This window comes from Laspinema sp. D2d (assembly GCF_025370755.1).
Taxonomy (GTDB): Bacteria; Cyanobacteriota; Cyanobacteriia; order Cyanobacteriales; family Laspinemataceae; genus Laspinema.
In genome coordinates, this window is the sequence record NZ_JAMXFC010000041.1 from 11,763 (window position 1) to 24,191 (window position 12,429).

A 12,429-nucleotide genomic window follows, 5' to 3' on the forward strand; every position below is an offset into this window, starting at 1 on the left:
TAAGGGTGCTAAAAGGGAGAGGAGATCAACGGATAACAGGGGTAGAGTCATGGCAGTCGCTTTCTCAAGTGTTCGTTAACTTGTCTCCGAGAAGAGACGGAAAGTTTGCCCTTGGGTTGGGAGCGGTTATGATGGATTTAAACACTTATCGAAAGGTTTAACCCGGCGCTCGGTGTGAATCCGCGATCGCCACCCCATATTAAGAGCAGGGTAATGTCTCTTGAAGGGTGCAAATCCTTGGGAAACCGCGCGAGTGGGGGTTAAAGAACCCCGCGATCGCTACGGTTTGGGGTGCACGGTTGCTAATTTAGCAATTTTAGTGGGATTCAATGTGTTCAGAGAGAGCGGTTCCCTCTCGGCAGGACGGGTCAATCTCGTTATTCCGCGTGCTTTTACTGTCTAAATTCACCACAAGGCCCCTCTATGATGATGTTGAGAAAGTCTTCTGTTGCTTTAATTTCTCTATCGATGGCATTCTCCGTTGGATTCGGTGGGAGTGCCGGTTTTACCAACCCTGCGATCCCGGGTTCCTTCTCCAGGGCGATCGCCCAAAATGAGTTACCCACGGATTGGAACGTATTTGAGACCCCCGAAGGTGCACCCGGACGACGAATTGGCGGCGGAACTCGGGGGACCTGTCCGAAGAGTGCATCCGGCATGATTGCCCTAGTCCCCGAGAATAACCTGGGATTGACCCTCTCGAATACCCCTACTTTCTTGTTTTACGTCCCCAAAATTGATGGGGCCAATCCCGGGCAAATTGACATGGAATTTGTTCTGGTGGATGAATCGGACCCAGAAAACGTCCAAGAACTTTATCACCAGAGAGTTCCTTTACCTACGGGCGGAGGAACCATCGCCCTAACTCTACCAAATGACGAGAATCTCCCTCCGTTGCAAGTCAATCAATTTTATAGTTGGTACTTCTCACTGATTTGCAATCCCAAAGCATCCGACCCCTCCATATTATCCCTAGGGGGTTGGATAGAACGGGTGGAACCCTCACCCACCGTAACCCAAGAACTCGAAGCACTACCCTCCCGCGATCGCATTGCCGTCTATGAGCGGGAACTGCTGTGGTTTGATGCGATCGGCACCCTGGCGCAACTCCTCCAGGACAACCCGAGCGACCCCTTCTTACAGGAAAAATGGAATGCGTTGCTAGAATCCGTCAACCTCTCCGAAGTGGCTCAGGCCCCTTTAATCAATCTGGAACCGGAGCAAACCACAACCCGCGATCGCCGGTAGATTTTTGGCAACAAAACGGCTTGATCCCCCCAACCCCCCTTGGAAAGGGGGGCTTTTTTTTCCTTGCCTGTATAAGGACTGGAGGCAATGCCTCCAGATTGCGTGACTCACTTGAGCCCAGTCACCAGAAAAAAGCCCCCCTTTCCAAGGGGGGTTGGGGGGATCTCCCCTAGAAGATTTTATTTTCTGGAGTTCCCTCAAGCCTTTATCGCAATAATGCCCGAAAACCAGCTTGAATAAAATGAAGATCTGAGGTAACAGCATCGATTAAGTTTTGCTGTTCCATGACGATAAATGAAAAACAATCGACTAATCCCCAGGTTTTGTCGGTTCTGGATTGATATAAATTGAATCCTTTTTCAAAGAGTTGAGGGGTGATATTTACAATTAAAATATTATTAGTTTCATAGCATTTTTGAATAAAAGCCGCGACTTTACGACGATCATAGGTGCTGAGTGCGTTACCCACTTCCATAAATATGGCTTCAGTGATCCAGACTTCTTGTGCATTTTTGACCCGAGGGAATAGTTCCAGGGCGGCAGCATGATATTGGTCACGGGGATTAAGAATGGCTTGAATGAAAACGGTGTCTAAAAACAGTCTATCTTGACTCATATCTTATCGTTTTGACTGTTTCTTTTTGGGGTCCCATATAAATAGTGATCAGGTTCACTAGACCAATCTTCTGGTGCTTCATAAGTTCCTGCCATATCTTCTAGTAGATCCCAAGCATTTTTCTGCGTTGTTTCAGTGGATTTTTCTTGAGAAATAATCTGGATTGTATAACGGGTATTGGGTTGTAAATTTAGGGGTGTTTCTGGATAAAACGCTGAACCATCGTAATTGACTGTTAATTTTTTTAACATAGTTGAATCGCTGGTTGTATTTGTTGCTATTATACCACCCATGAAGCCGACCCTATACTGAAAACGCCCACCCCTAAAAAGCGATCGCTCTCTCTTAAAATTCCGACAAAGGGGATAGCCGAGTTTGTAGGGTACTCTGGGTCACTGGGCTGTTTGCTAAGAGTAAATCATCTGGAGAAGCCCTAGCCCCCCTACTAATGCAAGGCCCTCCTACAAGCTGTCAATCTCTCAGAAATTGCTCAGGCCCCTTTACTGAATTGGCAGCAGGAGCAAACCACAACCCGCGATCGCCGGTAGATTTTTGGCAACAAAACGGCTTGATTCCCCCAACCCCCCTTAAGAACGCCAATCGGCTTTTTTTTCCTTGCCTGTATAAGGACTGGAGGCAATGCCTCCAGATTGCGTGACTCACTTGAGCCCAGTCACCAGGAAAAAGCCCCCCTTTCCAAGGGGGGTTGGGGGGATCTCCCCTAGAAGATTTTATTTTCTGGAGTTCCCTAAAACCACCTATTTTAGGTCCAATTAAGCCTATGGATTAACCCAGAGGCGATCGCATTGTCCCTATCCTCTCCCTCGGCTATTTTCAACAGAGACCGTGGCGATCGCCTCTGAGCCACCTATAGGGTATGCTGAGTTAAACCCTTTTCTCCTTTTGATATCAATGGATCACAGTACCCACAACAAACTCGTTTCCTTTATCTGGTCGATCGCCGATGACTGTTTACGAGATGTCTTCGTCCGGGGGAAATATCGGGATGTGATCCTCCCGATGTTTGTGTTGCGTCGGCTCGATTGTCTCCTGGAATCGACTAAAGCAGCGGTTTTAGAAGAAGTTCGCTCTCAGCGCGAGGAATTTGGTTTAACGGTATTAGAATCCGGTGGGTTACAGGATGCTTCTGGCTGTGTGTTCTATAACGTTTCAGACTGGACACTTAAAAAATTAGTCAGCACTGCGGCCAATAATCGCCAAATTTTAGAAGCCAATTTGAAGGCATATCTTGATGGATTTAGCAGTGATGTGAAGGAAATCATCGAGAAATTTGACCTCCGCAATCAGATCCGGAAAATGAGTCAATCGGATGTGTTGCTGGATGTGCTGGAAAAGTTTACCAGTCCCTTTATTAATCTCAGTCCCGAAGAGGCGATCGACCCCGATGGGCGGAAACTCCCGGGTCTAACCAATTTGGGTATGGGTTATGTCTTTGAGGAGTTAATTCGTAGGTTTAATGAGGAGAATAACGAGGAAGCGGGGGAACATTTTACCCCCCGTGAGGTGATTGGCCTCATGGTGCATCTTTTATTTATTCCAGTTAAAGATAAATTACCCCCTACCATATTGGTTTATGATGGCGCTTGCGGTTCCGGGGGAATGCTCACGGAATCCCAAAATTTTATCCAAGACACCGAGGGGGAAATCGCCTCAAAAGCTGCGGTTACTCTGTTTGGTAAAGAGGTTAACCCCGAAACTTATGCCATTTGTAAATCAGACATGATGATTAAGGGGAATAGCCCGGAAAATATCAAGTTTGGCTCAACTCTGGCAACCGATGAATTTGCCGGTATCAAATTCGATTTTATGCTCGAAAATCCGCCTTATGGGAAGTCCTGGAAGACTGAGCAAAAATTGATTATGGATGGTAAAGAGGTTTTAGATCCCCGGTTTCAGGTGGAGTTACGGGATTTTGCTGGGGAAGTCAAAACCGAAAATGCCGTACCCCGATCCTCCGATGGGCAATTGCTGTTTCTCATGGATATGGTCAGCAAAATGAAGCCTTTGGAGATGAGTCCTTGGGGTTCGCGGATTGCCTCGGTTCATAATGGTTCGGCTTTGTTTACTGGGGATGCGGGGAGCGGGGAAAGTAATATTCGCCGGTATATTATTGAAAATGATTACCTTGAGGCGATTATCCAGTTACCGCAAAACCTATTTTATAATACGGGAATTAGTACCTATATTTGGGTGTTGTCGAATCATAAAGCCCCGGAACGCAAAGGGAAAGTGCAACTGATTGATGGGTCTGAGTTATACCGAAAATTGCGGAAAAATCTGGGTGCAAAAAATTGTGAATTGGCCCCGGAGCATATTGAGCAAATTACCGAACTTTATCTTTCGATGAAGGATGAAGGCATCTCGAAGGTTTTTAATAATCAAGACTTTGGGTTTTATAAAGTGACGGTGGAACGTCCGTTAAGATTGGCGGCGCAGTTCACCTCGGAAAGAATTGCGAGTTTGCGATTTATCGGGCCGATCGCAGAACCTATGAGGTGGGTTTATGAACAGTGGGGAGACGAGGTTTACAGTAACCTTAAAGAGCATGAAAAAGAGATTAAAGCCTATATAGAGAAGGAAGAAATTACCCTTTCTCCAAAAAATTTAAAGAGTTTACTTTCAACTCAGGCATGGTTAGAGCAACGGGATTTAATGGAGATTGCGGAAAAATTAGCCTATACCGTTGGGGATGAGTTGTGGAGAGATTTTAATCAATTTTCTACGGCGGTGGATGATGCGATCGCCGACTTGAAACTGAAGTTATCGGCAACAGAGAAAAAGCAGATTGTCAGCGCCATGAGTTGGGCGGAAGACTCAGCAGCGCGGGTGGTGAAAAAATATCATAAACTCAAAGGGGAGAAGTTAGCGGCATTATTGGCGCAACTGAATACCACGGAGGCAAATCTCGCGGATTTTGGGTATTTTCCTACAGAAAAAGCCGGAGTTTGGGTGGAGTATGAAACCGATAGTAATCTCCGGGATACGGAAAATATTCCTTTAAATGAAGATATTCACAGCTATTTTTTACAGGAAGTGCGGCCCCATGTTGAGGATGCGTGGCTGGATTTGAGCAAAACGGCGATCGGGTATGAACTGAGTTTTAATAAGTATTTTTACAAACATCAGCCTTTGCGATCGCTGGAAGAGGTAACCGCCGAAATTCTGAACCTAGAGGCAGAAACTGAGGGGTTATTAAAAAATTTGGTGACTTTCAGCCTCAACGGGTAGACCGAAATAATGTAAAATACTTTTTACAAAAGGGTATAGATTTTTGCTAAAATGTAAAAATGTAGAGCTGCGGAGGCATCCCCATGAAAGAGGCGATCGCCCAAAATCTGATCCGGTATCGCAAAGGGCTAGGTATTTCCCAAGAAACCTTAGCCCAACGGGTTGGCATGACGCGCCAAACCATCATTAACTATGAAAAAGCTCAAACTTTACCCGATAGTAAAAGCCTATCCTTACTTGCTAAACATCTAGGGGTCACCTTAGATGATTTGTTGCGTCCGATGGATCAACTTTCTAAAACAACCAGTCATTTTTGTTTTAGAGCCCATTCAACCTTTACCAAAAAGCCTCAATTTGCCAGCTCTATCCAGAACTTATTAATGATTTATACCGCCCTGGAAACGGCTGTGGGTTTACCGCCTTATGCGCCGGAAAGTACCCCTTGTACCCAACTCAAAGGCAATGAAAACCGGATTCAGCAGATTGCCAAATTATTCCGTGCCCGGTTAGGAATTGGGGATGCACCCATTGCTAACCTATTTGAGGCAGTGGAAGAAATTGGCTTAAAGGTTCTACGTTTACCCATTGAGCAAAAGGATTTCTTTGGGGTGAGTGCCTGTAGTGCTACCCAAGGGGCATTTGTATTGATTAATACCCATAATATTAGCATTGAGCGCCAATTATTCACCCTGGCTCATGAAATCGGGCATCTTATTTTTCATCGGGATGAATACCAAGATCAGCTTTTAGGGAGTACAGATGGTGATGAGGAAAAGGCGCGGGAGGCGGTAGCAAATTATTTTGCCAGTCATTTACTTATTTCTCAATCGGCTTTTGAGCAGTCTCGTCAGAATATGCACGATGATTTATTAAAGCTCAAAGCCTATTTTCGGGTGAGTTATGCCACGATTTTAAAACGCTTTGATGAATTGGGAATTAAGGATTATAGTTCAATGATTAAAGAGTTACGGTGGCGGTACAAACGCAAAACCGGGCAATCTTTAGTGAAAGATATTGAGTTGGAGCCAAAACTTCAGGCTCAGGATTTTCCACTTAACCAACGTTATCACACGTTAATTTTTGAGGCTTTAGAGCAGGAAAAAATCTCAGAGTTTAAGGCAGCAGAACTGCTAGACATGACCATTGAGGCTCTACGCCTTGAACGCGCTAAATTAGAGATTTATGCCCTTGCTTGAAATGTCGAATCAGTTGGAGGGGACTATTTTGGATGCAACTGCGCTAATTGATTTTGTTTATCTAGGGGATTGGGAATGGCTCAAAAAACAGTATGGGCCGCTGTATATTGCTCAAGAATTGCTTGATTCAGATAATCTGGAAGTAGAAACAAGAGAAATGGCGGTAAAACATCTCACGCCAATATGCTTAGAGACTGAGGCAATGTTTAAAAGTTTTCTGAATTTTTCCCTTGAAGCTCCTCTGTTGAGTATCGCCGATCGCTCTACTTTGGCTCTAGCTCAACATCGGGTTTTACTCTGTGCCAGTGATGATGGATTAATGGTTGAGACTTGTAAAAAACATAATATTCCCTATACCCGAACACTGAGGCTACTAACCGAAATGGTGAAAAATAATTATAAAACTGTGACTCAGGTCAAAGAATATGTTAAAATGTTAATTGAAAAAAGAGGCAAGCATATTTCTCCCAAGGTTTTAAATACTTGGTATCAGGATTTGGGGAAAATTTAGGGCGAAAGGATTGAGATTAGGGCTAGGGATGTAGGCTCTAAATTTTGATTAAGTGATGGAGGAAAACAATGGGACAAATCTCTATTGATGTAGAAGATAAGATAGAAGCGGCTTTCATGGCAGCAGATCCCCAGACAAAAAAGGAACTGAGTAACTTGGTTTCTGTGTTTTTGGGGTCAGACTGGAAAAATAAAAATTTAATTGAAGTTATGGAAACAATTGCTGCCAATGCAGAAAAAGGGGGTTTAACGGCAGAAATACTAGAAGAAATCTTGTTATCCTAATTGTAGAAAAGTTTAAATTATGGAAGTTATTCGCACAGTAAAAACGGTTAAAAATGGTCAAGTTTTATTAGAATTACCTCCGGAACTTTCGGGGCAACAAGTCGAAATTGTTGTGTTTACTAAAAAGCCGGACCCGGTTGAAAGGAAAAGTTTAAAAGGAGTTTTACAAAGTTATGCTAAACCGGATTTAATCTCTTTAGAATCTACGGCTTGGGAAAATGCAGTGGGGGAAAAATATGGCGATAGTTGATGCAAATATTATTCTTCGCTATATCCTTAATGACCATGAGATATTATCAGCAAAGGCAGCGGAGATTCTTGAAAAGAATAAGGTAAATTTGCCGATTGAAGTAGCTTGCGAAATTGTATTTGTACTCCAAAAAGTTTATCAGGTTGAAAGAGAGAAAATTCAACAGGTTTTAAGCAAGTTAATTGACGAGAATTTAGTTTATCTGGAAAATCCAGAATTATTGCTAAAAGCTTTAAAGATTTATAGCGAAACCAAGTTTGATTTTGTAGATTGTATTTTAGGGGCCTATTGTAAAATTCATCAAGAATCTATCTTTACTTTTGATAAAAAACTAGAAAATTATATTAAAAGAGGTATTTAGTTATGGTGAGTTTGCCGAAATATGAAAAATACAAGGATACTGACGTTGAGTGGTTGGGTGAAATTCCAGAACATTGGGATTTATTGAAAAATAAGTTTTTATTCAAAGAACAAAAAGAAACTGTAAGCACAAATTCTGTTAATTTTACGCTTTTATCTCTTACTTTAAATGGTGTCATTAAACGAGACATGGAAAATCCTCAAGGGAAATTTCCTGCTGAGTTCAACAGTTATAAAATCGTAGAACCTAATGATTTAATTTTTTGTTTATTTGATATTGAAGAAACTCCTAGAACTATTGGTCATTCCGATTTTGAAGGGATGATTACGGGGGCTTATGATATTTATAAGTGCAATTCCAAAATTTTTAGTAAATATATCTACTATTATTATTTATTTCTGGATTTGGATAAGAGGTTACAACCTTTATATACAGGGTTAAGAAAAGTTATTAAAAGAGAGGCTTTTTTAAGCATAAAGTCTCCAGTACCAACAATCGCAGAACAAAATCGAATAGTTGAATTTTTAGATCGCAAGTGTGGAGAAATCGACGAAGCCATCAGCAAAAAACAACGCCTAATCGAACTCCTCGAAGAACAAAAAACTATCCTCATTAACCAAGCCGTCACCAAAGGCTTAAACTCTGATGTACCGATGAAAGATAGCGGCATAGAGTGGTTAGGAAAAATCCCTAAACATTGGACCCTTAAAAGAGCAAAATTTCTATTTAAGCAAAGTCACTTACCTATAAAAAAAGATGATGGTGTCGTCACTTGTTATCGAGATGGAGAGGTTACATTACGCTCTAATCGTCGCTTAGATGGTTATACAGTTGCTATCCTAGAGCAAGGTTATCAAGGAATTAGAGTGGGTCAACTTGTTATTAATTCTATGGATGCTTTTGCAGGCTCAATAGGTGTTTCTGACTCCAATGGAAAGTGTTCTCCTGAATATGTCATTTGTGATCCAGTTAATAATCATGAAGTTTTACCCTACTATTACTCTTATTTGATTAGAGAAATGGCATTTTCAGGATTTATTGAAGTTTCATGTCCAGCGGTTAGACAAAGAGGAAAAAGAATGAGATATAGCAATTTTTCCCCTTTAATTCTACCCGTTCCTCCGATTGAAGAACAAAAAATAATAGTTGATTTTATTCATGAAATAAAAAAACAAATAGAAAAATTTTCAGTCATAAACACAAATCAAATTGAAAAATTGACCGAACTCAAACAAATTCTTATTGCCGAAGCCGTTACCGGAAAAATCAAAGTTTAGATGAAAAAATTTCCCTAAAAAAAGAGGTTTGCTCATGAATACCCGCTTAGTTGACTCCCTAATCGATTTAATTGAATCCCTCGATACCGAAGACTATACCCTGCTACAACAACGCCTCGCCCAACGAAGCATCCAGAAAACCCCTTCAGTCTGTAGCGGCTATGCTCATATCCGCAATACCCGTATTCCCGTTTGGACATTAGTTAGCTTTCAGCAACAAGGCGTAGGGGAACAAGAAATTTTAGAAAATTATCCCAGCCTCACGCCCACCGATCTAACTGCTGCCTGGATTTATTATCAACAGAATCGAGGAGAAATAGAGACAATTATTGCCCAAGAAGATAAGATTTAGATTTTGCAATATAACCCAGGAGTATTAAGCTATTATGGTCAGTAAAACCAACGAAAAAGCTCTTGAAGACCTCATTGAAAACCGCTTGCTGAATGATGCGGGCTATCAGCAGGGTAGTAACAAAAACTTTGACCCCGAATTTGCCATTGATACCGAAAAATTTTGGCAATTCCTGGAAATGACCCAACCGGAAGAACTTCAAAAGTTAGCCGATCGCCCCAACTGGCAACGGATGATTCTGGAACGGATTGATCGCCAAATCAAGAAAAACGGCGTTGTTTCGGTACTTAAAAAAGGTGTGGCGATCGATGATGCCGAACTGACTCTATACTATAGTCATCCCTACAATGACCTCAATCCCGAGGTTGCCGCTAACTTCGAGCAAAATATCTTTTCTATTAGCCGCCAAGTCCACTTTTCCGCCACAGATAACGCGCCGTCTATTGATTTGGTGATTTTCCTCAATGGCTTGGCGATCGCAACCCTGGAACTCAAAAATCCTTGGACAAACCAAACCGTTTACCACGCTAAAAAACAATACTGCGATCGCAATCCCAAAGAACCCCTCCTTAACTTTGGTCGCTGTTTAGTCCACTTTGCCGCCGATACCGATGAAATTTGGATGACCACCAAACTCACGGGAAAAAACACCTATTTCCTACCCTTCAATCAAGGAAATAACCACGGCAAAGGCAACCCCATCAACCCCAATGGACACAAAACTAGCTATCTCTGGGAAGATATTTTAAGCCGGACCAGCCTCGCCAATATTCTGGAACATTTCGTCTTACTCGAAGGCAAACTCAATGACCCCCTCTCGGATAAAACCCTGATTTTCCCCCGTTATCACCAAAGGGATGTCGTTAACCAACTCCTCAGCGATGCTAAAACGAATGGTCCCGGTCAAACTTATTTAATCCAACATTCTGCCGGGTCCGGGAAATCAAATTCAATTACCTGGCTGGCATTCCAACTGATCCAACTTTACCCAAATCAACAGAGTGAACCTTTATTTAATTCGGTAATTGTTGTCACCGATCGCCGTAACCTTGACCAACAAATCCGGGACAATATCAAAAACTTTTCCGAAGTCAAAAATATTATTGCTTATGCCAACCGCGCGGAAGACTTAAAAAATGCCCTAGAATCGGGCAAAAAAATCATTATCAGTACCATCCAAAAATTTAGATTTATTGTAGAAGGCATCGAAGGATTAGGCGATCGGCGCTTTGCTGTGATTATCGATGAAGCCCACAGCAGCCAGAGTGGAAGTTCAGCCGACTCCCTGAATATGACCCTCAACCAAAATGAGGACGAAGCGGAACCAGAAGACAACCAAGATAAAATTCTGAAGGTCATGCAGGGGCGTAAATTCAGTAAAAATGCCTCTTATTTTGCCTTTACTGCCACCCCGAAAAACACCACCCTCGAAAAATTTGGGCGACGTCAAAACGATGGACGATTCACCCCCCATCATCTCTACTCCATGAAACAGGCGATCGAAGAAGGTTTTATCCTCGATGTCCTCGCCAACTACACCACTTATAAAAGCTACTACGAAATCCAAAAATCCACCGAAGATAATCCCCTATTCGATACCGCCCAAGCCCAAAAGAAACTCAAAGCCTATGTGGAAAGCAATCCCAAAACCATCGCTACCAAAGCCGAAATTATGGTGAATCACTTCCTCGAACAAGTGGTGAACCCGAAAAAACTCCAAGGGCAAGCTAGGGGGATGGTGGTGACGCGCAATATCAAAACTGCGATTCGGTACTATGGCGAGATTCAAAAACTACTGAAAGCTAAAAATGCCGACTTTGGGGCGATCATTGCCTTCTCTGGCAAAAAGAAAGTAGATGGCATTGAACAAACCGAAGATTCCCTAAACGGCTTTCCCAGTAAGGATATCGAAGCCAAGTTTCAAACCCCTGATTACCGCCTCTTAGTCGTCGCCAATAAGTACCTAACCGGCTTCGATGAACCCCTCCTGCACACCATGTATGTGGATAAAAAATTACAGGGAGTCCTCGCAGTTCAAGCCCTTTCTCGCCTCAATCGCTGTAACAACAAACTGGGCAAAAATGATACGTTTATCCTCGATTTCGCCAACAGCCCCAGCGAGATTAAAACTGCCTTCGATCCGTTCTACACCGCCACCGAACTCAGCGAAGCCACCGATGTCAATGTTCTCCATGACTTGAAAGAAAGCCTAGACGGATTAGGCGTTTACGAAACCCACGAAATCAACCAATTTAATCAACTATTTTTTGATGGTGTAGAAGCGGATCAACTGAGTCCAATTATCGACACCGCAGCGGAACGCTTTAACCAGGAACTAGAACTCAGTGAAGAGGACAAAATAGATTTTAAAATTAAAGCTAAACAATTTGTCAAGGTTTATGCCCAACTTGCCTGCTTAATTCCCTTTCATAATCTGGCTTGGGAAAAACTCCATTGGTTCCTAAAATTCCTCATCCCTAAACTCATCGTCAAAAATCCCCAACAGGACCAACTCGATGAACTGCTTAATAGCGTGGATCTGAGTACCTACGGCATTGAACGAGTCACCCTGAATGCAGCGATCGCCTTAGATGAATCTAGCAGCGAAATTAAACCCCAGAATCCCAATCCCCGGGGTTACCCTGAATCGGAAAAAGAATATCATCCCCTAGACGAAATCATTGCCCAGTTTAATCAAACTCACTTTGCTCAATGGGACGCCACTCCCGAAGAACAAAAAATTAAACTGATTAACCTGGCGCGTAATGTCGCCCAAAATACCGACTATCAAACCCAGGTCGTCAACAATCCAGACCCGCAGAATAGCAGAATGGCGATCGGTAAACTCATCAAACAAGCGGTGACTAATGAGCGGAAAAAAGAACGAACTTTGTACACAAATTACTCCCAAGATTCAGATTTTCAACGAGCGCTTGACAACAGTATCATCCGCATTTTAGAAACCGTCCTCAATAATCCAGATATTGACTTATTTTCAGACGAAGCCATTTAATATAAGCAATCTTGCTGCAGTTTTCTATAAAGACAGCGAGCAAGATGCTCGCCTTCCTTAATAGCCTCTCTA

Annotated in this window: 13 protein-coding genes; 11 read left to right on the forward strand and 2 right to left on the reverse strand. The window is 42.6% G+C overall.

The genetic code is table 11. The annotated features are described in order from the left end of the window. Positions 1 to 220 precede the first annotated feature (220 nt). Together NG796_RS22080 and NG796_RS22085 are read left to right on the forward strand one after the other, a co-directional pair. Entirely contained in the window at positions 221 to 403 is a 183-nt protein-coding gene (locus NG796_RS22080) for a hypothetical protein (RefSeq protein ID WP_261209288.1), read from the forward strand. Between the two features lie 20 nt (positions 404 to 423). Beyond that, entirely contained in the window at positions 424 to 1,248 is an 825-nt protein-coding gene (locus NG796_RS22085; protein WP_261209289.1) for a DUF928 domain-containing protein, read from the forward strand. A 205-nt stretch (positions 1,249 to 1,453) separates the two neighbouring features. Here NG796_RS22085 and NG796_RS22090 read toward each other — a convergent pair whose 3' ends face one another. Then, entirely contained in the window at positions 1,454 to 1,864 is a 411-nt protein-coding gene (locus NG796_RS22090; protein ID WP_261209290.1) for a type II toxin-antitoxin system VapC family toxin, read from the reverse strand. Further along, positions 1,861 to 2,157, reverse strand: coding sequence for a hypothetical protein (locus NG796_RS22095; protein WP_261209291.1), 297 nt, complete (start codon positions 2,155 to 2,157; stop codon positions 1,861 to 1,863). Before NG796_RS22095 ends, NG796_RS22090 begins: the two co-directional genes overlap by 4 nt. 619 nt (positions 2,158 to 2,776) lie before the next feature. Here NG796_RS22095 and NG796_RS22100 point away from each other — a divergent pair. The 9 genes from NG796_RS22100 (at position 2,777) to NG796_RS22140 (ending at position 12,357) form a co-directional block, all read left to right on the forward strand. Next, on the forward strand, positions 2,777 to 5,113 hold the full coding sequence (locus tag NG796_RS22100; protein WP_261209292.1) for an N-6 DNA methylase: 2,337 nt from the start codon (positions 2,777 to 2,779) through the stop codon (positions 5,111 to 5,113). An 83-nt stretch (positions 5,114 to 5,196) separates the two neighbouring features. Further along, complete coding sequence (locus tag NG796_RS22105) at positions 5,197 to 6,309, forward strand: XRE family transcriptional regulator (RefSeq protein WP_261209294.1); 1,113 nt, start codon at positions 5,197 to 5,199, stop codon at positions 6,307 to 6,309. Further along, entirely contained in the window at positions 6,296 to 6,820 is a 525-nt protein-coding gene (locus NG796_RS22110) for a hypothetical protein (protein WP_261209296.1), read from the forward strand. Before NG796_RS22105 ends, NG796_RS22110 begins: the two co-directional genes overlap by 14 nt. A gap of 68 nt (positions 6,821 to 6,888) precedes the next feature. After that, entirely contained in the window at positions 6,889 to 7,104 is a 216-nt protein-coding gene (locus NG796_RS22115; protein ID WP_261209298.1) for a hypothetical protein, read from the forward strand. A 19-nt stretch (positions 7,105 to 7,123) separates the two neighbouring features. Further along, the gene (locus NG796_RS22120; RefSeq protein WP_261209301.1) at positions 7,124 to 7,354 is read left to right on the forward strand and encodes a hypothetical protein; all 231 of its coding nucleotides are present in this window, start codon (positions 7,124 to 7,126) and stop codon (positions 7,352 to 7,354) included. After that, entirely contained in the window at positions 7,341 to 7,715 is a 375-nt protein-coding gene (locus NG796_RS22125) for a PIN domain-containing protein (RefSeq protein WP_261209304.1), read from the forward strand. The genes NG796_RS22120 and NG796_RS22125 overlap by 14 nt, the downstream gene beginning before the upstream one ends. 2 nt (positions 7,716 to 7,717) lie before the next feature. Next, positions 7,718 to 8,992: a restriction endonuclease subunit S gene (locus NG796_RS22130; protein WP_261209305.1), complete on the forward strand. Its 1,275-nt coding sequence runs from the start codon at positions 7,718 to 7,720 to the stop codon at positions 8,990 to 8,992. Between the two features lie 34 nt (positions 8,993 to 9,026). Next, positions 9,027 to 9,344, forward strand: a complete 318-nt coding sequence (locus NG796_RS22135) for a DUF433 domain-containing protein (protein WP_261209307.1) — start codon at positions 9,027 to 9,029, stop codon at positions 9,342 to 9,344. Positions 9,345 to 9,378: 34 nt separating this feature from the next. Continuing rightward, positions 9,379 to 12,357, forward strand: coding sequence for a type I restriction endonuclease subunit R (locus tag NG796_RS22140; protein ID WP_261209308.1), 2,979 nt, complete (start codon positions 9,379 to 9,381; stop codon positions 12,355 to 12,357). Positions 12,358 to 12,429 lie beyond the last annotated feature (72 nt).

Coding starts and splice junctions, on each gene's coding strand:
- NG796_RS22110 (WP_261209296.1), top strand. CDS start 6,296: ATGCCCTTGCTTGAAATGTCGAATCAGTTGGAGGGGACTATTTTGGAT.
- NG796_RS22130 (WP_261209305.1), top strand. CDS start 7,718: ATGGTGAGTTTGCCGAAATATGAAAAATACAAGGATACTGACGTTGAG.
- NG796_RS22115 (WP_261209298.1), top strand. CDS start 6,889: ATGGGACAAATCTCTATTGATGTAGAAGATAAGATAGAAGCGGCTTTC.
- NG796_RS22135 (WP_261209307.1), top strand. CDS start 9,027: ATGAATACCCGCTTAGTTGACTCCCTAATCGATTTAATTGAATCCCTC.
- NG796_RS22125 (WP_261209304.1), top strand. CDS start 7,341: ATGGCGATAGTTGATGCAAATATTATTCTTCGCTATATCCTTAATGAC.
- NG796_RS22085 (WP_261209289.1), top strand. CDS start 424: ATGATGATGTTGAGAAAGTCTTCTGTTGCTTTAATTTCTCTATCGATG.
- NG796_RS22090 (WP_261209290.1), bottom strand. CDS start 1,864: ATGAGTCAAGATAGACTGTTTTTAGACACCGTTTTCATTCAAGCCATT.
- NG796_RS22140 (WP_261209308.1), top strand. CDS start 9,379: ATGGTCAGTAAAACCAACGAAAAAGCTCTTGAAGACCTCATTGAAAAC.
- NG796_RS22100 (WP_261209292.1), top strand. CDS start 2,777: ATGGATCACAGTACCCACAACAAACTCGTTTCCTTTATCTGGTCGATC.
- NG796_RS22105 (WP_261209294.1), top strand. CDS start 5,197: ATGAAAGAGGCGATCGCCCAAAATCTGATCCGGTATCGCAAAGGGCTA.
- NG796_RS22095 (WP_261209291.1), bottom strand. CDS start 2,157: ATGGGTGGTATAATAGCAACAAATACAACCAGCGATTCAACTATGTTA.
- NG796_RS22120 (WP_261209301.1), top strand. CDS start 7,124: ATGGAAGTTATTCGCACAGTAAAAACGGTTAAAAATGGTCAAGTTTTA.